This window comes from Proteus sp. ZN5, assembly GCF_011046025.1.
GTDB lineage: Bacteria > Pseudomonadota > Gammaproteobacteria > Enterobacterales > Enterobacteriaceae > Proteus.
In genome coordinates this window covers 1,222,738-1,246,829 of the sequence record NZ_CP047639.1, presented here as the reverse complement: position 1 = coordinate 1,246,829, position 24,092 = coordinate 1,222,738, and the positions used below count along the sequence as shown (strand labels likewise).

At 37.7% G+C, this 24,092-nt stretch carries 18 protein-coding genes; 11 read left to right on the top strand and 7 right to left on the bottom strand.

The window, feature by feature from the left end:
* The 3 genes from GTK47_RS05685 to GTK47_RS05675 all read left to right on the top strand — a co-directional run bounded on the left by GTK47_RS05685 (position 1) and on the right by GTK47_RS05675 (position 4,943).
* Complete coding sequence (locus GTK47_RS05685; protein ID WP_165122367.1) at positions 1–2,511, top strand: CS1-pili formation C-terminal domain-containing protein; 2,511 nt, start codon at positions 1–3, stop codon at positions 2,509–2,511.
* Positions 2,512–2,523: 12 nt separating this feature from the next.
* Positions 2,524–4,116 carry a fimbrial protein gene (locus GTK47_RS05680; protein ID WP_165122366.1) on the top strand — a complete coding sequence of 531 codons (1,593 nt, stop codon included), beginning with the start codon at positions 2,524–2,526 and terminating at the stop codon, positions 4,114–4,116.
* A 140-nt stretch (positions 4,117–4,256) separates the two neighbouring features.
* Positions 4,257–4,943, top strand: a complete 687-nt coding sequence (locus GTK47_RS05675; protein WP_165122365.1) for a fimbrial protein — start codon at positions 4,257–4,259, stop codon at positions 4,941–4,943.
* Positions 4,944–5,021: 78 nt separating this feature from the next.
* Here the strand turns inward: GTK47_RS05675 and GTK47_RS05670 are convergent, their stop codons facing one another.
* Positions 5,022–5,969 (bottom strand): hypothetical protein, encoded by a 948-nt coding sequence (locus GTK47_RS05670; protein ID WP_165122364.1) that lies wholly within the window; start codon positions 5,967–5,969, stop codon positions 5,022–5,024.
* A 554-nt stretch (positions 5,970–6,523) separates the two neighbouring features.
* On the opposite strand from GTK47_RS05670, the gene GTK47_RS05665 reads away from it, so the two are divergent.
* Positions 6,524–7,105: a common pilus major fimbrillin subunit EcpA gene (locus tag GTK47_RS05665; protein WP_165122363.1), complete on the top strand. Its 582-nt coding sequence runs from the start codon at positions 6,524–6,526 to the stop codon at positions 7,103–7,105.
* Between the two features lie 77 nt (positions 7,106–7,182).
* Here the strand turns inward: GTK47_RS05665 and GTK47_RS05660 are convergent, their stop codons facing one another.
* From GTK47_RS05660 to GTK47_RS05650, 3 genes are read right to left on the bottom strand one after another with little or no spacing between them, the layout of a single operon-like run.
* Complete coding sequence (locus tag GTK47_RS05660; RefSeq protein WP_088494586.1) at positions 7,183–8,460, bottom strand: sigma-54 dependent transcriptional regulator; 1,278 nt, start codon at positions 8,458–8,460, stop codon at positions 7,183–7,185.
* A complete protein-coding gene (locus GTK47_RS05655) occupies positions 8,438–10,813 on the bottom strand; it encodes an ATP-binding protein (RefSeq protein WP_165122362.1) in 2,376 nt (791 codons plus the stop codon). The genes GTK47_RS05660 and GTK47_RS05655 overlap by 23 nt, the downstream gene beginning before the upstream one ends.
* Positions 10,814–10,870: 57 nt before the next feature.
* Positions 10,871–12,160, bottom strand: coding sequence for an ABC transporter substrate-binding protein (locus GTK47_RS05650; protein ID WP_165122361.1), 1,290 nt, complete (start codon positions 12,158–12,160; stop codon positions 10,871–10,873).
* A 312-nt stretch (positions 12,161–12,472) separates the two neighbouring features.
* Here GTK47_RS05650 and GTK47_RS05645 point away from each other — a divergent pair, with 312 nt between their 5' ends.
* Positions 12,473–13,810 carry an MFS transporter gene (locus tag GTK47_RS05645; RefSeq protein WP_088494583.1) on the top strand — a complete coding sequence of 446 codons (1,338 nt, stop codon included), beginning with the start codon at positions 12,473–12,475 and terminating at the stop codon, positions 13,808–13,810.
* Positions 13,811–13,875: 65 nt separating this feature from the next.
* Complete coding sequence (pyk, locus tag GTK47_RS05640; RefSeq protein ID WP_165122360.1) at positions 13,876–15,327, top strand: pyruvate kinase; 1,452 nt, start codon at positions 13,876–13,878, stop codon at positions 15,325–15,327.
* Positions 15,328–15,432: 105 nt separating this feature from the next.
* Here pyk and GTK47_RS05635 read toward each other — a convergent pair whose 3' ends face one another.
* Positions 15,433–15,849, bottom strand: coding sequence for a Rap1a/Tai family immunity protein (locus GTK47_RS05635; protein ID WP_165122359.1), 417 nt, complete (start codon positions 15,847–15,849; stop codon positions 15,433–15,435).
* Positions 15,850–16,134: 285 nt separating this feature from the next.
* Here GTK47_RS05635 and GTK47_RS05630 point away from each other — a divergent pair, with 285 nt between their 5' ends.
* The 4 genes from GTK47_RS05630 to GTK47_RS05615 all read left to right on the top strand — a co-directional run bounded on the left by GTK47_RS05630 (position 16,135) and on the right by GTK47_RS05615 (position 20,275).
* Complete coding sequence (locus tag GTK47_RS05630; RefSeq protein ID WP_241256074.1) at positions 16,135–17,322, top strand: ROK family transcriptional regulator; 1,188 nt, start codon at positions 16,135–16,137, stop codon at positions 17,320–17,322.
* Between the two features lie 39 nt (positions 17,323–17,361).
* Positions 17,362–18,660 (top strand): hypothetical protein, encoded by a 1,299-nt coding sequence (locus GTK47_RS05625; RefSeq protein ID WP_165122358.1) that lies wholly within the window; start codon positions 17,362–17,364, stop codon positions 18,658–18,660.
* Positions 18,661–18,687: 27 nt separating this feature from the next.
* Positions 18,688–19,848, top strand: a complete 1,161-nt coding sequence (locus tag GTK47_RS05620; RefSeq protein WP_099660231.1) for an MFS transporter — start codon at positions 18,688–18,690, stop codon at positions 19,846–19,848.
* Between the two features lie 160 nt (positions 19,849–20,008).
* Positions 20,009–20,275, top strand: a complete 267-nt coding sequence (locus GTK47_RS05615; RefSeq protein WP_165122357.1) for a DksA/TraR family C4-type zinc finger protein — start codon at positions 20,009–20,011, stop codon at positions 20,273–20,275.
* A gap of 96 nt (positions 20,276–20,371) precedes the next feature.
* On the opposite strand, the gene GTK47_RS05610 is transcribed toward GTK47_RS05615, so the two are convergent.
* Positions 20,372–22,108 carry a pyridoxal-dependent decarboxylase gene (locus GTK47_RS05610; RefSeq protein ID WP_165122356.1) on the bottom strand — a complete coding sequence of 579 codons (1,737 nt, stop codon included), beginning with the start codon at positions 22,106–22,108 and terminating at the stop codon, positions 20,372–20,374.
* Between the two features lie 693 nt (positions 22,109–22,801).
* On the opposite strand from GTK47_RS05610, the gene GTK47_RS05605 reads away from it, so the two are divergent.
* Complete coding sequence (locus GTK47_RS05605) at positions 22,802–23,251, top strand: hypothetical protein (RefSeq protein WP_165122355.1); 450 nt, start codon at positions 22,802–22,804, stop codon at positions 23,249–23,251.
* Positions 23,252–23,333: 82 nt separating this feature from the next.
* On the opposite strand, the gene deoD is transcribed toward GTK47_RS05605, so the two are convergent.
* Positions 23,334–24,050, bottom strand: a complete 717-nt coding sequence (gene deoD, locus GTK47_RS05600; protein WP_036934279.1) for a purine-nucleoside phosphorylase — start codon at positions 24,048–24,050, stop codon at positions 23,334–23,336.
* Positions 24,051–24,092: the final 42 nt, after the last annotated feature.

Sequence of the window (24,092 nt, the reverse complement as noted above, 5' to 3'; positions counted from 1 at the left end):
GTGCGTAAATCTGTAGTGGCACTAGGCATTGCTATGTTCCTATTGTCCGAGAATACATATAGCCAACCAACCAGTTTAAAGATTGGTAATTATATTATTCCCAGTGTCTTTGCTACTGCATTAGAAGAAGGCATGACGATCCCTGTTTATCTGCGTTATAACCTCTCTAATCAATCAGTTTTAGAAGAACAAAGCCGTAATAAGATTGCAGATGCGCTGGTAGTACTTAAAGACCATCAAATTGTTATTAGCTCTATCACACCAACTTACGATAGTGACGATTCTCAAGTTGCTTCTATTAATGACAAAATTATTAGTTCGCTTATATCACTGAAAGACGCACAAATTGGACAACAAGGCAAAGTCATGCTTTCACCTGATGCTAGCCTTGTGTTTGATTTAAACTCCTTCATTATGACCTTGGATGTCAGCGAGGCAGGCCTTGCCACTCAAGTTAAAGCCCGTTCGGAAATGCTTGGTGAATCAACAGTAAGAAATATATCAGCAGTCACAACCTATGATTTAGGTGTCTACAACAATCAAATAAAACAGCAAAAAGATAACACGAATAGTTATTTTTCAATCGACAGTATTTGGAGTTTTGCTGAAAACCACTTAAACCTGAGCGCTACGGCTTATGGCTTAGGTACCGCAGAGCAGTCTTTTGACTTTTATCGTGCCATGTTTGAGCGTGACTTTAATGGTCGTCGTTTTGCTTTTGGTCTATTAAATACATGGAACTTACAGTCGATTGCTTCCATGTCAGCACTCAATAGCAGTAAAGTTTACGGGATGACTTACGGTAACAACTCATCATCTAAAGTTAATCATTCACAGCTTTCACTCACCCCTATTACCGTTTTCTTACCGAGTGCTGGCGAAGTACGCATTTATCGTGAAGGTAAGCTATTAAGTATTCAAAATTTTCCAATGGGAAGCTTTGAAGTCGATACCGCTCCTCTACCTTTTGGTATTTATCAAGTTGAAGTTGAAGTTGTTATTGATGGTAAAGTTCACGCCAAACAAACTCAAACCGTGAATAAAACCTTTAATATGCGTGGCGCCACACTTAATGAGTTTCGTTGGGAAATCTTCTCAGGCTATGTTGATTATAAAAAACGCATTAAAAATAGAGATAATGAATATAGAACATCGAACTCAGATAACACTTGGCTTGTCGGTGGTGCAGGAACGGTCACTTTAGGGGTATTCTCAGGATTAAATTTACAAGCCTCAACCTATGCATTTGATGATTTAGCGGTCCTTGAAACCAATGCCAATGTACAACTCAGTGAAAATTTATCCATGAGTTGGCAATCTCTTTTTGCTAATGATGGCAGCGATCGTAATATTATTACAGCATCGTACTCACTCCCCAAAGGTTTAGGCTCGCTTTGGGTAAATAAAGAAAAAGGGAATATCAAAGATGACTTCCCAATGTATGACTCTGATAACTACTCTTTTGGTACTACCCTGAACTTAACGCAATTTTGGGAATATGCAGGATCATTTACCTATTCCTATACCAAAGATTTACGCGATAAAAACAAATCAAACAACTTTGAGTATTCCACCTCACTCTATAACGGGCGTTATGGCAGTATGAGCTTGCGTACTGGTATCCAGCGTTATCACTACGATAACCAAAACAGTACCAACGAAAAATACATTACCTTAGATTTTTCATTACCACTGGCAACATGGCTTAGTGCGGGTGTTTCTTCCAGCAATGGTAATGTGCGTGGTGAGTTATCTGCGTCAAAAAGCTTTGAAGATTCTGCTATCCGTAACGCAGGCTTATCCGTGTCCACCTTGTTACATGATAAAGACGGTACTGACAGTGATTTCTCTGTCAGTGGTTACGGCTCGTTTGATACTAAATACAGTACGGGTACGTTAACCATGAGTCGCCCTAATAATGATCGTTTAAATACCACATTAACCGCGCGAGGCTCACTGGCTTATAGTGATATGAATTTCTCAGCCAGTGGTAAACAAGAAACATCGGGCGTGATTGTCAAAACCAGTATTGATGGTGAAGGACAAATTGCCGCTAACGTCAATGGTCAACGCTTTGTGTTATCGGGTAGTAATAACTTTATTCCGCTCTCTCCTTATGCCGAATATAAAGTCGAATTGCTGAATGATAAAAACAGTGAAGACAGCTTTGATATCGCCTCAGGCCGTGTAAAAAACGTAGTGCTTTATCCGGGTAACGTTGCGGTGCATCAGCCTGAGTTAAAACAAATGGTCACCGTATTTGGTCGAATGAAATCACCTGATGGCACGCTGTTAGCCAGTGCACAAGTACGTAACCATATCGGGCGCACTCAAACCGACCATCAAGGTCAGTTTGCGATGGACGTTGATAAACGTTATCCAGTGATTTCATTACAACAAGATGATAAACAAATTTGTGAAGCTGAATTAGACCTTTCATCTGCACGCGGTGTGCTATGGGTGGGTGATGTGATTTGTGATCCGCAGACTACTTTAGCGATTCGGAATTAGGAACTTATTGTTATGTTTAAAAAAAGCTTACTTAGTATTCTATTTTTATTTGCTACGTTCTTTTGTAAAGCTTCAGAGTTTAATTTTCCGATCATTTTTATTGAAAACAACATAGATAATGAGTATTTCATTGCCCCCCCTTCAACAAAACCTCGCTTTAGTGGAGCCAATGTTTTTACAAAGTACAGCCTAGATGACCAGGATAGCTTAGGATACATGGGTTATACTGGGGGACCAAGTAAAAATGATTATCTTGATATATGGCTAGAAAACTCGCCAATTAAATCACCATTTGTTGGTCAACGTTGTATGCGAAATTCAACTTCTTGCCCTAGCGATGGGATGCTTAAAGCTGACTATATTTTAGAGAATGGAGCCTACCATATTCCAATAACAACAACATCAGGAGGAGCAGGAACAGCTAGAGGTATATTCTCTGATTCTATGTACCAATTTATAAAACAACTTTCTATAGGCACAACACAAACTCTTAATTATTTTTTCTGTTACACCAAAAAAGATTACAACCCTAAGTTAGGCCAAACTTGTGAATCAACTAATGGGAAAACAGATAATCATATATTCCATGTTACAAAAACAGGACATATGACATTAAAATCAACAAATGCACTTCAGGAAATTTTCGTCGATAGCAATGGTAATGCCATATTAGGTCTTGGTTCAAAATTTTGTAAAAATACAATTATAGGTAAACAAGAAGGTATTATGTGTGCTCTAGTTGCTTATAATTTTAAAGGAGATATTGCTAAAGGTTTTAACATAGATGTTGTTCTAAAAATTAATCCTATTTTGGGTAAATTAAGTAGTAACGTTAATAAAGCCCTTATGATTGGAGATGGGAATAACTATTGGAAAGTAGGTACATCAGGTGGAAATATGGAAGATATTGTTCATGCAGGGGACGGAGAGATATTCCTCTTTATGGGACAAGCTTTTTTAAAAGATATTATTGATAGAAAAGTCGATTTATCTAAAAGCCAAGAGTTATTTACTTTTTTGATAGATAATAAAAATCTACCACAATCCGGTTATTATGAATTTACGCCTTCTAATACTTTAATTATAAAACCTCGCGATTATGGTATTAGTATTGTCTCTAAAGAAATGGTTAATAAACCCTACCGAGAAGGAAAAGTGGGCGATAAAGAGCCACCGCTAACCTTTGACTATATTGTTACCACCAGTGCATTTCGCCAAGCGAATAAAATTACTGCCGCCGTTGAAGGACCTCAAGTCACATTAAGAGGCCAGCCTTACTGCTTATTTAGCTCTAGAGACAAAAAAATTAATGTGCCTTTTTCAGCCTATCTAACGTATACCGATGAAGGTGGCTCAAAAGTAAAAACCCGTACAGCTTGCGATAATGTGCCTATCTCCATTAAAGAGGCATTATGGACGGAGAGCACATGGCCTTATCCTTATCAGTTAGAAGGTAATTTCTATCGAACTGATTTACAACTCACCTTTCCTATGAATGAAAGTACATCTCTTTTCTCAATGGAGGGTGAAGACTGGATTGGTGTCGTTGAAGCCAGTGGTTACGTCAATGTGTTTGCTGAATGGTCTGGAACAGATGTTCACTAAAAATAGGGTGAAGTGACCAACGGGTATAAATTTAGTATTTATACCCGTTTTATTATTCATAACACATGATGATTTTTGTATTGATGATATTATAGACTTTATTATTATCATTATGAAAACAAGCTAACTAAAGAGATAGAATGAAAAGAATATTAAAATTCATCAGTACATTAGCACTTTCAACACTGACATTTTCAGCTCATGCTCTTTATGTCGGTTCTGAAGTTTTTACCCTTGAATCTGATAAAACCTTTTTCTCTCGTACTTATCTTAATAATACAGACAGAACCAATCTTTATAAAATTCATGTCTATAAAATCGAAAAACCGGGAGGAAAAGAAAAAGATGAAAAACAACTTCCCATAGATGATGGTGAAATACTTTATACGCCTTTGCAAAAAGTGTTATTACCAAATGAACATGAGTTTTTTAAATTATTTTATAAAGGTGCTAAAGACGATAAAGAGCGCTATTACCGTATTATTATTGAAGAAACTCCAGTTAACTTAGTACCTTATCAGGAAGACAGTAAACAGCCTTTGGTTGTTCCTACCGTTGGATTAAATACTGTCATGGTGATCCGCCCTCGCGAAATGAAATTCGCTTATGATCATAATAATATTGCTGGCACCATCAAAAACACCGGCAATACCTACTTCCGATTACTGTTAAATGATCAGTGCGATTCTGACGAAGAAAATGCCAAGATATTACAACTGTTACCCGGTGAAAGTTACCAACATCCTTGGCTAAAGAAAGAGCATAAACAATTTATTGTTGCTTTTGACCGTTATATTGGGTTAGAGAATAATTGCTTTAAAAATTAATTTATTATAGATATTAAAAAGGGCACTTAAAATTTTAAGTGTCCTTTTTTGATACATTTTATCTAAATAATATTAAGGTCAATGATTGGGATTTTTTACAACTTCTAACTCTTTATTATTATTTAAGCGATAATATTGCAAAGGCTCAATTTTTTGATTTTCTTTAATATTATCAGGATATTTACCTTCATCATTTTCAGTATAAAAAAGCAGAATATCAGGTCGATTATCTATTTTTGTTAAAATAGCTAAAGTACTATTTTTACTTACTCGAACCCATTCAAACTCTTCTTGTATAATAACTGTTGATTCAAATTTGGTATGTATACGGCTTTCTTTCCCTAAACAAACCACCGTTTGTTTTTCAACAATTTTATCCTCATCATTAATTGATGAATCATTGTCTAAAGTTATAAAGGCTTTATTACCAGTAGCTATAACTTCTTTTCCACCCCATGAATCAATTCTATTACTTTCTCCTGTGGAAATAATGGTGTTATCACTAGAAGGCGAATAGTCATCAATAGTTGATCTATCACCTGTAATAATCATCTTTACATTACGAACACAGTGTTCTCTTGGTAAGGTTTCAATATTTGCATTATTTCCAGAAGCAAAACAGACACTATTTTCTAAAAATTTATAACCTTCATAAGATCCATTGTCAGACTCTAGTATTTGTTCGTCTATAAATTCGTATCCGACAAACATTATAGAACTATCACCTAAAGCGCAGTTTACTGATTTATTACCCGGGCAAATTATTGTACCTTCACCGAAGGTAACAAACTTACTACCTGTTGCAGGATTAAACTCAGAAGGGTTGTCATAAACGATTTCACTTGAATCACCATATATTTGTGCACCCTCTTCAAAACACACAACTTCTGCGTTATTACTTTGTGCATAAACATAAGCGGGTGATTCTTCATTACCTGATGCAATTACTTTTGCATTATCATTAACAACGAAAACATTGGTATTTCGATCAATATAATTACTTTTATCTACATTAATATTTTTCATTAAAACATCCTTATTATCTTATTAAAAATAGCACTCCATGTGCCACCGCTACCATATATAAATCATGCACTTTATTTTTTAGTGCAGATATTTACATTCAAACACACAAAAATACTGTATTTATATACAGTGTAATCTATTTTAAAATTGTTAATGCTAACTTCATCACAGATCATGGCTTTCTTTTTTTCATTTGAAAGAAAATGTAACTTTGTTAAATATATAATTTTTATAAATACATAATTAATTAAATTAATTTATATTCTGTCATATTTATCATTTTCAATTTTTTATTATTAATCATAAAAAGACATAACAATAAATATAATTAATTGATAATAAACAGTTTTACATTTTTAACGATAAAGCTATTTTTATTACATTTTATTCCTATTTTTTTTCGATGTTTTAAATAAACTATTTTTTAAATTTATTGGGTAGTTTTTCTAATGAATTATCTTTTTTAGATAGTCATGATTTAATTTAAATCCTCATGAAAAAGACTTTCTAGCCGATATTACTCTTAACATCGATTGATCCTATAGGAATACATAATGAAAAAATATCACGCCTTACTTAGCTTATTAATGACAGCGTTTACGGCAACAGCAGCCTTTGCTAATACCTCATCAATACAAACAGTCGCAAGTTGGCAAGCAACCGCAGTAAAAAAACCACAAAGTGAATTAGGTGTAACCCCTTTAAATGCCCTACATTTTGAAGTAACAGAAAATAACCGTTTTAATGAGCAAAACGGCACATTCGATATCACAGTTAAAGATATTGAGGGCGCGACAGATTTTAAATTAACATCAAAAGTGATCAGTAATGAGCTTAGAAATGCTGCTGATAATTCAGTGTTAACGGTCAAAACAGACTGGAACGGTAAAACACTATCAAGCCATCAAGAAACCGTTATCCTTGATAATCAAAAAGGAATAAATAAAGGGCTAGTGGTTGAAACTAAAGCGACAGAAAAAAGTGAGCTAAAAAACCTTCAAAGCGCATTTCTCTTTAATGTAATAAATGGAACACAACCAACAGCATCCTTACCCGAAGGTTTATGGGAAGGTGCATTACGTATTGAATTTACTAGTAAATGGTCAGGTGACTTTGTGACTTTAGCGGCAAGATAATTAAAATGCTGTGACTTTAAAAAAAACCGTGAAAGAGCGCCAGTATGGCGCTTCTTTGTTATTCAATAGCGTGTAAATCAAACCTTCGGTTTATAGCTATCTTTATCGAGATCATGTTTTTTCATTCGTAAATACAGTTTCTTACGTGGAATACCCAAGTAATCCGCCACATCACTCACCCGACCTGCAAATAAATATAACGCATCTTCAATTAACCGACGCTCATATTCATCAACTAAATTATCTAAAGGACCCTCTGGTGGGATAATAGCTCGATGTTGTTCACTATCCACCATTTTCACAATGCCTACCGCATATAATTCAGCGACATTTCGTAGCTCACGAATATTACCCGGCCAATCGTAACGCTTTAAAATATCAAGATAATTACGATCAATTTTCGGTACTGCAATGCCAAGTCGCTGTGCGCTTTGTCGTAAAAAAGCTCTAAATAGCGGAATAATATCGGGGCGTCTTGCACTTAACGGAGGCAATGAAAAAGTGATCTGTGAAAAATAGTAATAGAATTCTGGGATTAATCGCCCTTCTGTTACCAATTGTTGTGTATTATTTTCTAAAATCGCAATTGTTCTAAAATGACGTTTTCCTTGGCGTTCCATATCTAACAAATAAGAACTTAACCAACGTTGTGCTTCCGAGGATAAATCATAAGGAGAACGTAAAATTAGCGTTCCTACTTCATCCGCTTCAATTTGAGCTATAACCTGTTTGATATCAGATAAATTTTGGCAATCCACAGTTTGGATCGCTTTATCGCTATGCGGACTTAATTCATGCAATAGTTGAGCGAGAAGATGGCGCCCTGTTCCCATCTCGCCTTCTATCATTAAGTCTTTATCGATATCAGCAATCTGTTGCACTTGCTCTCTGATCGCGGTAATTTGCGCACTGTCTCCGACTAGTCGCTCTTGTGTGGTACTTATTACGGCATTTCTAAGAGAAAGAATGGATTGACGCTCTTTATGCGCTTTTGCCACTAGCTCTAAGAAAACAGGCGGATTAATCGGTTTTTCAATAAAATCATAAGCGCCTTTTTTTACCGCTTCTACTGCTAATGGTATATCACCATGCCCTGTGATCATGATAACGGGAATACGAGCGTCAATTTGTTTAATGCGCTCTAAAACTTCCATACCATTCATGGCAGGCATATAGATATCAAGAACAACGGCACCCTGCCATTCTGGTGTTAAAAGGCTTAATGCTTTTTCTGGTGAGTCGGTTACTCTAGCAACCATTCCCGCAAGATTGAGTAAATGGCGATAAGATTCAAGAATATCTTCATCGTCATCAATTAATAAAACGTCGATATCAGGCATGTGTGATTGTGTCATTTGTAAACTCCAAAACAACCATGGCGCCACCATTTAATGTAGAGGCCAAGTAAATTTCATAACCAAACCGTTGCATAATTGAACGGCAAATGGATAACCCTAACCCAAGCCCCACATCTTTTGTGGTTGTAAATGGGGTAAATAGTTTTGGTAAAACAGCTGAATTAAATCCTTTTCCACTGTCAGCGATCCCCACTAATTTTCGCTTAGGATCAACAGATAAAAGATCAATGGTGATCTGACTTTCACCAACACCTGCAATGGCATCCATCGCATTAACAAACAAATTAACCAAGACTTGCTCAATTTGTGTCGGGTCTGCACAAATGGTTAATTCATCTGGAATATTATTCGTAATGATGCACTGCTCTCGCTTAGAACGCGACTCCACCAGCACCATCGCGCTATCTACCAGCTCTTTTAATGGCGCTGAAACAAAGCTAATTTCAGACGAAGACTTACGTGAGAAATTACGTAATGCTGTAATAATTCGATTCATTCGTGCGCACAGCTTTTCAATACGTTCGATAGAATCAGGTAATTGATCGTATTTTCCCATCTGTATAGTCAGTTTTGCACTGTACAGATAAGTGTTAATGGCAGAAAGTGGCTGATTAAGTTCATGCGCAAGACTGGTCATCGCCTGCCCTACGACTGCCATTTTAGCCGCCTGAACAAGCTCTTCTTGTGTCTGAATTAAATGTTTTTGTCCCTGTTCACGGCGCAACATCTCTTCATTTAATTGCTGGTTTTTATCCTGTAAATCTTGTGTTTTTAATGCCACCAGTCGTTGAAGCTCTAATCGACTTAACTCTTGGCGCGTAATATCTGTGATAGTTACAATATATTTATGCTCATCTTTATGCGGATATTCGCGAATATTAAATTGTAAGAAATGAGGCTCACCTGCTTTTACCATGCGAATAGTGCATTCGCTTTGCCCTAAGCGATAAAGCTGACTGCTTGAGCTAAATTGCGCTTTAAGCATTGTGCTCGCCTCACCGCTAAACAGTAACCAAAGAGGCTTATTACTTTGCTCTTTTCCTGTTCCTAATAATGTTGCCGCACTTGGATTGACCGTTTCCATTCTGCCATCGTGGTGACAAGTAATTAAACTCGCATCAGTGTTATTAATAAGATTTAATGCGTTACTGGCTTCAACTTCTTTCATTTGACGCCAAAATCGGCGAAGTCGCCGACTTAATAGACCAATTTCATCTTGTCCTTCAATCAATACAGGCTCGGTTAAATTACCTTTGGCAACATGCGCTAAGTCATCACTGAGTTTATTCAACCTTGCGATAAGTCGTCGATCAATCAAGATTTTCATCACAATAATACTCAGCACTAGCGAGGCAATAATAATCACAACAATAACGATTTTCCCCGTTGCCATTAGCTTGCGGGTATTGTCATTAAGCTTGTTTAGCGCTTCACTCGTGGCGAAAACATTGCCTCTTACCGCATTATCAAACTGTGATAATTTTTCATTTAATTCAGGGGTTAATGCTTTGAGCTTTTTCTCGTTCTCTACATCATCAATCAATGTTTGATAGATATCACCGTCATAACGAGTAATAGCGATAATCTCTTGTAATACCTGACGATGAGCAATGGTTGACGGGTAGCTTTTTAGCTTCTGATTTAAAGCGATAATTTCGTCAATTTTAACGCTGATATAGTGGAAAGCGACATCAATATCACGACTATAGCGTTGATGCGCGATTTCCTCGACTAAACTAATTAATTCATTTTCTGTGGTGAATAATTCTTGTAATAATGTAGATTCAAGTAAAAGTTGTAGACTGTTTTCCTGTACATTTTTCTCATTAATCATTTGGCTGACATGCCACTCAATTTCATTAAGTAGTGGCTTAATATCTTCGCCAACAGCGTCATGCATCCATGCTAATTGACCTAATAATTGTGCAAGACGATTTTCTAATTCGCGTCGTTTATCTAATAACACATCTTGTTTATTAATAAGTTCTGAAAGCTCATCGACAAGCTGAGTATAAAAATCACGTTGTGGTTTTTGCTCTATAGGAAACTCACGCAGATTATCTAATAACTGATGAATTTCCTGTTGTTGTTGCTCTGAAACTGATTTTCTCTGTGTCTGCTCTCGCTCTTTTAATAGCATTTGTAAATTGGTGCTATAACGCTCCATGTTATAGCTGGTGGTTAACATCGGTAGAGATTCACCCACTGACGCATTTATTTGTGTCGCCAGTTTTCCCCACATAAAAAAGATAACCACACCAATTAATAAGGTGAGTAAAGAACTAAAGATAAACGCCATATACAGGCGTCTACCTAGTTTGCCAAATTGTTTAGGCACTAATAATTTCATCCGTAATACCTTTCATAAAAACAGCGCTTCCTGCTGTATATTCGAACCACAAGGCGGTTAGGGTGATTTTGTCTCTTTCAATAAAACCAATGCTTGTTCAAGTCTTTCAGCTTCTAATGTACGCCATTGATAAAGAACGGCTAACGCTTGATCAGAGTACTCTCGCTGATCGGCTTCTTTCATAAATAATGCTTGTAATGTCGGTGAATTAGCCTCTTTTTCGCTAATAAGCACCGAACTTGCTATTTTTCGTGCTTTACTAATCGCAGAAATGCGTTCTGGCGTTTTATTTTCTTGCCTTTCTGCTTCATGGATATCATTCCAAACTTGGCGCATTAATGGGAAGTTATGGGTGATCATTTGATCAAATAACGCATTAACCACTTCACTACGACGATAAGCCTCATTGCTGTTTAAAATAAACTCCGTGTTATTAGCAAGTTCGTCGTTATTACGTAAGATCTCTTTACTTAATGGGATCTTTGCCATATCACTTTTATAGATGATCTCTTGTCCTTCATCCGATAAAAGAAAGGCGATAAATTTGGCTGCTGTGTCTCTTTTACTGCTTTCTGCCACAATGGCGACATAGGCAGGTAAAATAATCGACTTATCAAAATAGCTAAACTCGACAAAATCAAAGCGTTTTTGATGGTTAAAAGCGTAGTTATCAATAATTGGCCCTGCGCCGACAATGCCTCTGGCGATAGCATCACTAACACGTGAACTACGTGCCGAAATGGAAGAAAGATTACCACTAGTTTCGAGTAAGATCTGCCATCCACGCTCCCAGCCATACTCTTGTAGCACATTTTCTACCATCAATTGCATCGTGCCAGAGTTTGCCGGCGTCGTCATGGTTAAGTGCCCTTGATAAATCGGATCACTTAAATCAACCCAACTTTTAGGTGCAGGAATACCGAGTTTTTGTAGGTATTGTGTATTACTCATAATACCAATACCTGAATAACCAACGGTGGTTATCTTATCGTTTAAGATATCACTATGACGTGTTAACCATTTTGGCGTTTCATACTTGACGGGTAATCGCGCTAGTAGCCCTTCTCTATCTAGATGATGGAAAAAGTTAGCCGATGACGACATCACAATATCAACAGGCTGTGTGGGATATTGTTTCATCATCCGTGTCGCAATCGCGACGCGACGATAAACCACTTGCACCTTAGTATCGGGATAACGCGCACTAAAGGCCTCTGTAAGTGGTCGCATTGGTGTATCTGAAAGTGTCGTCAGTATAACAAGTGGCTGCTCATCACTACGCACTGGTGTGATAAACAGCCAACTAAACAATAAACAGACGAGGCTTAGTGTTATTTTTATTCTCATGACATACCCCTGGTTTTGTTTTGAATAAACATAAAAATGTGTCGAACTTCAAACTTCTGATATTTAGCAATATTTATTATTTTGAGCTAATGAGTCCTTAATGACCCATTTACAACAATGATACGACGATATCTTCACTCATTTTTAAACCAACGCCTAATAGCGATGTTACAAATTTGACTCACCGATTCAGCAGAATGTGTCATCGATGACTCAAATTCCCTCTTTTGCACCAAGATGACCTAAATGAATAGCATCAGCTCTGAAAACCAAAATCAGCTTCAGACATGAATAATATTCGGAGTCATCTCTATGCTAAGTTTCTTTAAAACCAGAAAGGATCTGCCGCTAATAGAAGCGTCAAGTGAAAAGATCCGCGCAATATATAAAAAGCACCAATGGCAGGTCTTCTTTGGTCTTGTTCTTGGTTATGCCATGTTCTATGTGGTTCGTATGGCACTCGGTGTGGTGAAAAAACCTATGCTGGATGCAGGTATCGTAACCACCGCTGAACTCGGTTTAATGGGTTCTGCGTTCTTCTTTACCTACGCATTTGGTAAGTTCTCTAACGGCTTCTTGTCAGATTATGCCAATATTGGACGCTTTATGTCCATCTCGTTAATTGCCTCATCCTTTGTTTGTATCTTCATGGGAATGTCAACGGCGAGCCTGTTCTTTATCCTGTTATGGGGTATTAACGGTTGGTTCCAATCTGTTGGTTCAGCACCTTCTTGTGTCTCCATCTTCCAGTGGTTCTCACCAAAACAGCGCGGTACGGTTTATTCCATCTGGGGTGGCTCGCGTAATATCGGTGAAGCAATTACATGGATCTTGACTGCAACCATAGTGAGCTTCTTCGGCTGGCGTGCAGGTTTTATCGGTGCCGGTATCGCAGGTATTGCTGCGGGTATCATCTTACTGATGATCTTAAAAGATCGTCCTCGTACTTATGGCTTACCTGATCCAGCAACTGCGTATGGCGAAGAGTCAGAAGCGGTTAAATCAAGTGACCCTAAAGAAACTCGCCGCGCTCAGTTATTCGTATTAAAACAACCAACAGTGTGGATCATTGCAGCAGCATGTGCGGCTATGTATATCTCTCGCTACGCAATCAGTTCATGGGCAGTGCTTTACCTACAAGGTTCAAAAGGTTACTCATTGATTGATGCTGGTTTCGCAATGTCTACTTACCCTATCGCTGGTTTCTTCGGTGCAATCTTAGCGGGTATGGCTTCTGACAAACTGTTTAACGCTAACCGTCATATTCCAACACTTATTTATGGTATCGCCAACATCGCTGGTTTTGCACTGATGTTCTGGGGCCCACAAAGCCGTGTTATGGATGCAGTTGCATTAAGTATGGTCGGTTTTGCAATGGGCGGCCTGGTTGTGTTCTTAGCAGGTTTGACCGCTTGTGACCTGATGCCGAAAAACGCAGTAGGTGCAGTAAAAGGCTTTATCGGACTGTTCGCTTACATTGCAGCATCAGCTCAAGAACTGATTTCAGCATCACTGATTAAAGTGACTCAAGTTGGCGATATCACTAACTACGACTTCACCACAGTACAGTATTTCTGGATAGGTTCTGCCATCGTTTCCATGATTTTAGCCACGCTAGTCTGGAATGCGAAAAAAGTTACCATGGATTAATGAATTAATTAAGTTGTCATCAAGGGATACCGTTGGGTATCCCTCTTTAAAAAGAGAATGTCATTATGCGTAAGACAAAAATTGTTGCGACTCTTGGCCCAGCTAGCTGTTCAGAACAGATGATTGAAAAGCTGATTATGGCAGGTGCTAACGTATTTCGTTTAAACTTTTCACATGGTACTCGCGAACAGCATCAGGCCACTGCCGCAACTATCCGTCAGGTCGCAGAAAAACATCGTGTATTTATCGGGATCTTAGCAGACCTACAAGGTCCGAAAATTCGTATCGCTAACTTTAAAAATGATTCAATTCAATTAAAACAAGGCGATAGCTTTATTCTAAATGCAGATTTAGACAGCACATTAGGCGACGAGCAACAAGTTGGTTTGGACTACCCACAACTTGTTCAAGAAGTCACACCAGGGAATATTCTGTTACTTGATGATGGCAATATTCAATTACAAGTCAGCGCCGTCAATAATAATAAAATAGAGACTGTCGTTACTGTTGGTGGAAAATTATCTAACCGTAAAGGTATTAACTTACTCGGTGGTGGTTTATCTGCACCGGCATTAACAGACAAAGATAAACAAGATATACACACAGCAGCCGCCATTCAAGCAGACTATATCGCTGTTTCATTCCCGCGTAATGGGGCAGATATTGAATATGCCCGTGGTTTAGTAATTGCAGCAGGAAGTCACGCCAAAATCGTTGCAAAAGTTGAACGTGCAGAAGTGGTTTCTTGTGAAGAAAACATGGACGACATCATTAAAGCATCTGATGTCATTATGGTGGCACGAGGCGATTTAGCTGTAGAAATTGGTGATGCCAGCTTACCGGGTGCACAAAAACAATTGATTGCACGCTGTCGCGCATTAGGCTGCCCTGTGATCACGGCAACCCAAATGATGGAATCAATGATTGAAAGCCCAATGCCAACCCGTGCAGAAGTCATGGATATTGCAAATGCGGTTGGTGATGGTACTGATGCCGTCATGTTGTCAGCTGAAACAGCAGCAGGGAAATATCCAGTGGAAGCCGTTAGTGCAATGGCTCGCGTGGCTGAAGGTGCAGAGCGATCTTTTGCGGCTAATGCTGAAAACCCATGGCAATCTCCGTCTTACTATTCACAAACTGGTCGTTGGATTGCACTAGCTGCTGCCACAACCGCTTTCCATGACGACAAGCATTTAAGCGTTGCCGCATTAACAGAAAACGGTAAATCAGTAACTTTATTGTCACGCTTTATGCCAAACAATAATGTATATGCATTAACAGATAATCCCGCACTTGCTGGTCAATTGACTGTATTACGTGGTGTAACGCCTGTGGCTTATCAACGTCAAAATAACCATGACTGTGATGAAAGCATCATGCAAAAACTGCAAACGGAAGGATTATTAACAGACATGAATTCACTCTTAATCACCCGTTTATCAACCTTTGAAAAAACCGGTGAAAGCGATTGTTGTCATCTTGTTCCTGTAAAACAAGTTGAAGCAGTAACGGCTTGAGTGTCTTCCATCAAGGGGCTTATGAGAGAGGCAACCTGAAGTAAATAACAAGAAAAAGAGCACACCAAAATCATTTTAGCCACAGGGACTGTGGCTATTTTTCGTTTAGAGACTTCCATCAGCATGGCAGGGATAGGCATCTTGTAATGCCAAAATATAAATTAACTCCAATGGCGTTTCTTTTTGTTTTTTCTTCACTTCCGGATTTTTATCTAAATAAGCATCAATGTGCTTAACCATAAAATCGCCATTTTGTTCTACTTTCGGGGGCGGACAATAAAGAGGACGAAAATCATCGTTATTTTGATTCTCAATTTTTACGGCAACAGCATAAAAATTAAATCCATTCGCAATACCGTTTAAATACGCTTGTGTCACCGATTCTAATTGTTTATTAGAAGGATGATCTAAAGCTAATAATCGTTTTACCTCAAGATAACCGCTTAATGTTACTGCCTGTGAATACAGTGGGAATAGCAATAGTATTCCTATTAACCCTTTTAATAACATTCCTTTTTTCATGCTAATTTTCTCTTTAGTCCAATAGATATTGATTTTATTCTAGTCGTTTTATTGTCTTAAGAATATGTGCAACGAATATATACATTGAAGATCTTTTAAGTGATCTTATTGTACAAATCAGACTCATCAAATTGTGATCACAAACGCATTTAGGATGGTTTCTAAACTAATTAGTTGTTTTACACTTTACAAAGTAAATAAAACGGTGCATAAATATCAAACGCAGACGATTTTATATAAAAAAAACATCTTTTAGTTTTGTTTCTAAACAAATGGAGTAGTAACGTGACACCGAACGTACCCAATACATTACGGCAAATGAATGCCTCGCTTGTATTAAATGTCATTCGTCATCAAGGTCCTTTGTCACGGGCTCAGATAGCCAAAATTAGCGGAATTACAAAAGCGACGGTGTCTGAAATTATTAACGATCTCCTTGAAGAAAAAATCGTTTATGAAAGCGGTGTCAGTTCGCCAGCAGGGCAAGGTAGAAAAGGTATTTTAGTTAACTTCGATCCTCAACACAGTTTAGGTGTCAGCATTGACTTAGGTGGAACCAAAATCGCTTATGCGGTTTTTAACTTAGATGCCGAATTGTTGTATGAATATCAAGAGCCTACCTTTGATACGGACGATCGTGAGTACTTTATTACGCAATTTGCACAAAGTATTGAAAATGTGATCGAAAAAAGCGGCGTAGACCGTCAAAAGATCAATGTTATCGGTGTCGCCACACCAGGGATCATCGATATCAAAAATGGTGTTGTACTAGAAGGCTCCCCTAACTTACCTCAGTGGGATAATTTGCCTCTAGCACAACAGCTTACAGAAAAACTCAATGTACCCGTTGTACTCGAAAATGATATTCGTGCAGCACTTGTGGGTGAAATGTGGAAAGGCCGTTGCCGTCATACACACAGTTGTGCGCTGATTGGGATCGGCACAGGATTAGGCTCCGCCTTGCTGATGGATGGAAAAGTTATCCGCGGCGCAAACAATGCTGCTGGTGAAATCGGCTATATGATGTTTGCTCGTGACCATCTCTTTCGCAATTGGCGTAACAAAGGATGCTTTGAAAGTTTCTGCTCTGGCTCAGGTTTAAGTGAGCGAATGACAAACTTACGAGGGGAAAATCTTAGTGCAATTGAGATTATTCAAGCCTCACAACAAGGCGATCCACTTGCTCAATCCTTAGTTGAGGAAATGGCTGATTATCTTGCTATCGGCATTATGAATTTAGTCGCCATTGCAAATCTGGAAAAAGTGGTATTAACAGGTGGGATCACCCGCTCTGCTGACACCTTTTTACCGCGTGTTCAGGCAAATCTAGATAGACATTTATTTGCTAACACCAAAGTGAATATCGAGCTTTCTGAATTATGGGAAAAAGGCCCGCTTTATGGCATTGCTATTCTCGCCTTAGCGACGGTTTATCCATCAATTCAATTTATGCCCGAGATCCAATTGAGATAACCCTAATAAAAAAGTCTTTAAACGAGATGGGAGCGACTCATGGCAGGAATACATCTTCACCCACATGATATTTTAGATGAAGGCATGCCCGCTATTCTTCAACGCCTTGACGGTATGAAGCATGTTGAGCATTTATTTGTCGAAATTAATACAATTTTTGAACGTAACCCTTACCCTGTTGGCGATCTACCTCATAACCCTATTAATAATGTGGTTATGGGAACAGGTACACTACATATCAATACTCATGCTGATTTTCCTCGTCTGAGCCAGCGAGTTGATCCCTCTATTTTAGCGGGTGCAGATCCGCTAATGACGATAAAAAAAACCACCGACGGTGGAAAGTATAAAGTCATTCCGTGGGCAAACATTTTAAATGGCGATTTTATTGGTGATGTGGAAAATAATCAGGTTGTCGATTTTAAAGGCCGCCCACAAGAGCATTGGCTCTGCCCTAATGCTCCTGATGTGGCTCAATTATGGCAAAAGACATTCACAGCATTAAAACAAAACTACGGTTATGACACTTTTTTAATTGACCGCATTCGTTTCCCTGATTGGGCTGGTAAAGAAGTCAATCCAGCGGGGTTATTTACCTGTTTTTGCCCTCACTGTGAAAAGAAAATGGCACAACAAGGCTTACCCGTTAATGAAATCAAGCATCGCCTTGCGGCTTTAGCGGATTCATTAAAACAAGGGGATTTTGAAGCACCTGTTACCGCATTAAAAGAAGAGCCTCTGTTAAAAGCATGGCAGCTATTTCGCCAACAAAGTGTGACTCAGTTGGTTGAGAAATTACTGTCTGATGCCAAACAAACGGCAGGTGGAATTACGCTATGGCTCGATTTGTGGCCACCTGCTTACAGTTGGATCTTAGGTCAGAACTATCATGAATTAACGCGTTATTCATCAACACTTAAACATTTCCCTTATCACAAATTAGGGGGTGGTGCGGATGTGCAAGGATTAATTAATCATTTTGCTCATGATAGTGAAAGCCAAGAGCGCGCATTTACTGCGTTTAAACGCTTATTTGAATTACCTTATGATATTTCATATGAAACCTTTAAACAGCAAGGTTTCCCTATTCACTTTGTTGCAGAACAAAATAATAAAGTTCGCCAACTTTCACAGCCAAATACCTTTATTTATAGCGGTATTCAAATGTGGAATTTACCTGCCTCTCAATTAATTGAAGCCGTTATTGCCGCAGAAGAAAGTGCTTGTGATGACTTACTTTATTATTGCTATGGATGGGCGACTCAAGAATTATTTGATGCAATTGGTGAACACAATACACCTAATAATAACTCCTATAACAACACAATTAAAAAATAATACACCGCGGAAAATCAGGATCAAATTATGGCTAAACAACAAAAATGGAAAGTCTTTTTCCTTCTGTTTGTCACGATGTTTTTACTCGGTGGCATTCAAAATACAAAAGGGCTGATCCTCGAACAAGTTCAACATGATATTTCATTAAATATGAGCCAAGTGGGCTCATTAATTACCTTTTTCCAAATCGGCTTTTTAGTCGCCAGTTTATTAACGGGCTATTTTACCGATAAGAAAGGGTTAAAAGTCATGATGTTTATTGGCTCATTAATGATGGCGGTTGGTTTAACAGGAACCAGCCTTGCTTTCAACGTGATGCTATTCTTTGGCTTTTATCTGGTCATTGGTTTAGGGATTGGCTCAATGCTTGTCTCTATCGTTACGGTTATTCCGACTTTCTATAAAGAGAAAGCAGGAATGATGTTTAATGTCTCTAACGCCATGTTTGGCGTAGGGATGATTGTTACGCCACTTATTTTACAATATCTATTCTCACACTCTATTTCATGGCGTACCTTTTATGTTGGGGTTGCCGTTATTGTTGCTGTGATTATTTTAGTATTAAGTACGCTAAAAATAGAAAGTAGCGCACAAGTCGATATGAAATTCAGTGACTTTTTAGAGTTACTGACACAAAAATCACTATTATTAGTTATCTTATTTATTACGCTGTATGTCGCTGCTGAAGCCGCATTCTTAAACTTCTTCCCTATTTTCTATACCTCTATGGATATTGGGAATATGAGTAACGCACAAAAAGCAGAAACAGCCGCTTATGTTATTTCTAGTTTCGCATTCTTATTTACTATTGGTCGCTTTATTGGTGGCTTTATTAACCTTGCACTGGGTGATCGCAAAACATTGATTTTATTTTCACTGTTCTCGCTTATCGCCATTATTGTTAGCCGTATTTTTGTGCAAGATGTTGTTTATCTATTTATGGTATTTGGTTTTGCATTATCGGTGCTATTTCCAACAGCCGCAGCGGTTGCCACAAAATTAACCAGCAAAAGTGGCTCGGTGATGGGACTTATTTATGTAGCTTCAGGATTGGGCGGTGCGTTAGCAGGTTCACTAATCGGTCAGGTTTCAGAAAGCTATAATGTTTCTGTTGGCTTTAACCTAATTATCGTATTCGTCGCCCTCTTCTTTATCATTTCTCTGTTTATTAGAGAACAAAAACAATAACAACGACGTATTATGCCTCTGAAATTTTCCCCCTCTTTATGAGGGGGTTTTTATTTCTATTACAATATCTTCGCAATCTATTTTCTCTTTTATTCTGTTGATTTTTTCAACAGCGCCCTAATAATAGTATCTATATTCACTGTTAAAATAGGAGAATATAATGGCGAGTGGATGGGCTAATGATAGTGCTGTTCAAGAGCAAATAGATGCCACCATTGATGATGCAATTGCAAGAGCTCGCAACCAAATGGCACAAGGTGAAAGTGCAGAATTTTGTGATGAATGTGGTGAACCAATCTCTCCTGCCCGGCAAAAAGCCGTTCCAGGTGTACGTTATTGTTTAAATTGCCAAGAAGCGTTTGATAAAAAGAATAATACGTTTAGTGGGTATAATCGTCGTGGTAGTAAAGATAGCCAACTCAGATAATCTGCAACTATTATCCTATAAAACAAAAACTGTACCTTAATATGAGTTTCCTCTATTAAAGTACAGTTTGTTTTATTTAATCAGCCAATAATTTTATTAAATTTTTGCGGCTTTTTTCGAGCTCAGATTTTGACTCATCTCAGTTAAAATCTTCATAAAATTATCAATATGCGCACGTTCAGTATTTGGGTTCATAAATACTGCTTTTTCACCCGGAAGATAAACATAACGGTTATTTTTCGCATATTTAGAGCAGGCAATAGAATCCACCCAGTTAGTAAATAATCCTTCTCTACCACGCTGTAAGAAAAGTTTTCTATGCCACTGTGTGTTATGAACCATAAAGTCATACGCTTCTTTATCTGTAGAACATGTCAGTTCTAAATCAAAAGCAACGTTAGGATCTTTTACTAAATTAGGATCATACAGTTTAAAACCAACACTTGGTCCTTGGTTTTGAGGAACGATAACTTTTGCGTTACCCATCTCTAATAGTTGATGGCGCATATAGTTCGCGTTTTGTAGGCAGTGAGCAATAATGGTTTGATAACCCTCAATTCCCATATAATGCATTGCAGAATAAGCGCCAAAAATACCCACACCACTACGTGTACATTCAATAGTAGATTGTAAGTGAGTCTGCCCTTCTAACTCATGCTCAAAATAGGTGAAGTTTTCAGGATCGTTTTCCAGTGCCACGAAGTCATTACCGTTTTTCACCAGTACTAAGCTTGAGGTATAAGGTACATAGCCCCATTTGTGGAAGTCGATAGTGATAGAGTCGGCATATTTTAGATGTTTGAATTTCTCTACGTTCTGACGTAAACCTTCTAAAGTGACATCGTTAATTGCCAGCGGGTTACCGCTAAAGTCATATTCTAAGAAGAAAATGATTGGCCAGCCCACTGCGGCATCTACGTGTACATGTGGCTTAACAGGGATCTCGAACTCTTCACATAAACGGTCACGTAACTCACAAACACCTTTCACATCATCCACACCAAAGGTATCTGTTGTTCCAGTAGTTAACATGATCGTTGGCACTTTACACTTAACGGTAAAGCACGCTCTTAATTCACGCTCTAAGTGTTCTAAATTAATGGTGTTATCTTCAGACACTTTAATACGGATAGTTTTGTTATCAACATCAACACCTAACAGTGCAAGGTTAGTCATGTTTGAGTAGTGACCACCTTGAGAGTTAATGATGCGATAATCTTGATCTGCCGCCATACCTAAATGCTTAGAATTAGGCATAGATTTACGTAAACCAAATAGATAACCATATAAGTTACACATGGTGCCACCTTGAGTGAACACACCAGATGCAACTTCAGGATCGTAACCAACCAATTTAGCGACTTTTTTAATCGTCACTTTTTCTAGCGCATCAGCGACACCTGAATATTCACAATACACCATGTTAGGGTTGCCCATTAACCCTAAGATTGAACCATAAACACCCGGATCACTTGGCATTGCAATAACGTTTTCAACAGCTAATGGGTTTTCCCAGTTTTTACACAGTGTCGAAACTAACATCAGTAATTCATTAGGATCGTTTTCTGGGTAATTAATATTTTGTTGAATTTGCGTATCCGCCATTAAACGATCGAATAGCTGTTGCCCATTTGAGTAACGTTGTAATTGATCATTATCGTTAGTTGTTGTTTTTCTAAACTGTGTAATCGATTGGATTGTTTTATCCTGAAATATCGGCCAATACTTCGGATCTCGGCTGAAAAAGTGAGCAATAACGTCATGGTATTTCTTCTCAAATTCCGCATTCAGAATGTTAGCAGAAGATAGACCTAATAAATCTTGATTTTTCACTATATTCTCCAAATAGAAACCGACAAAAATTTAAATTGATTGCATAGCAATACTATACATTTTCTAATTAAATTAGTTAGTGCTTCATGCGATCACATAGATTCTGCTGGCAACCACATAAAACAAAATATTTTATTTAATATCAATACAATAGAAATCTTCGGAAAGTTAAATTTACAGGTGTTATTATTTCATTTATATGCTTATGTGACTGACATCACAGTAAAAATAAAGCTAAAAACAAAAATAATCACCTGCAATACTATTAACTATTTGAAATATAATCAAAATATAGCAATCACATGCTAACCAACTGATATTACTGAATTCTCAATTTAATTAATTGAATTAATCTGTTATTTCCACAATTGGTACAGCAAAAATTACATTAAGTTTAATTAAAACGAATAAAATCAAACGAAAACACTATGATATTTTTCATAATTAGCAAATTAATTCTAATTTTAACTATTATTAGGTATAAAATATTGAATAAAACCAATCCAATAGATAGTATTTAATGAAAATATAAACAAAGTAATTATCACAGTTGATTCTTCTGGTAATAACATAAATATTGGTTAAAATGAAAATTAGTAACTCAACTAAATAATCAGAATATTTACTCTACATATTTTGTGTTCTTTGCCGATACTTAAGGTAATAGAGTAGGTAATTAACGGAGAACACAATATGAAAGCACATATCGCTGTCGCTGCTGTATTCGTATTATTATCCGCAAGTATCCATGCTGAAGAATTTACCTGCCAACTTGAAAATGGTAAGTATGTCAGCGTGTTCGTTGAACATGGAAAGCCTCCTGTTTATCGATATGGCACACTTGCTAAAACAGAGATAACACTGCCAGTACCTCAGCAGCCCAATAATAATGTCTTTTATGGACATCAGATGTTTGTTGCAGGGGCATCAACCTATGTTCGTTTTAAGAATGGAAACTATAGCTATGTCGTTTATGACGGCGAAGGAAGAGGCTGGAATTTTAACGGTATTATTGTTTATAAAGACAATAACATTATCAGTAAGAAAGAGTGTAAAGAGCCATTAACACCAAGTTTGGATAATATCAAAGATTATGCCATCAAAATGGACCCTTACTTAGAAACGTATATTTATGCCCCATAGTTTCTAGCTTTATTATTTAGATATAAAAAAACCCAATTGAAAAATTGGGTTTTTATTATTTTTAAGCAACGAAATGTATTGATTAGTCTTCTAGTAACAGAACAGATTCTAATGCAATTTCAATCATTTCATTAAAGGTAGTTTGACGCTCTTCTGCTGTGGTCTGTGTACCTTTTTTGATGTGGTCAGATACAGTACAGATAGTCAGTGCTTTTGCGCCGTATTCAGCTGCAACACCGTAGATACCTGCTGCTTCCATTTCAACACCTAGGATGCCGTATTTTTCCATTACATCAAACATTTCTGGATCTGGAGAGTAAAACAGATCAGCAGAGAAGATATTACCAACGCGAACTTTAATATCTTTCGCTTTTGCGGCATCAACAGCATTTTGAACTAATTGGTAATCAGCGATAGCGGCGAAGTCTTGGTCTTTGAAGCGCAGACGGTTAACTTTAGAGTCAGTACATGCGCCCATACCGATAACAACATCACGTAGTTCAACATCTGGTAATACTGCACCACATGAACCAACACGGATGATCACTTTCACGCCGAAATCTGTAATTAATTCTTTTGCGTAAATTGAGCAGGAAGGAATACCCATACCGTGGCCCATTACAGAAACTTTACGGCCTTTATACGTACCTGTAAAACCTAACATACCACGAACATTGTTTACCTGACGCACGTCTTGTAAAAAAGTTTCAGCGATGTATTTAGCACGAAGCGGGTCGCCCGGCATTAAAACGACATCAGCAAAATCGCCCATTTCTGCGTTAATATGAGGGGTAGCCATAATTCTTCCTTTTAATTGATCTTTTTACTATTTAAATATAAT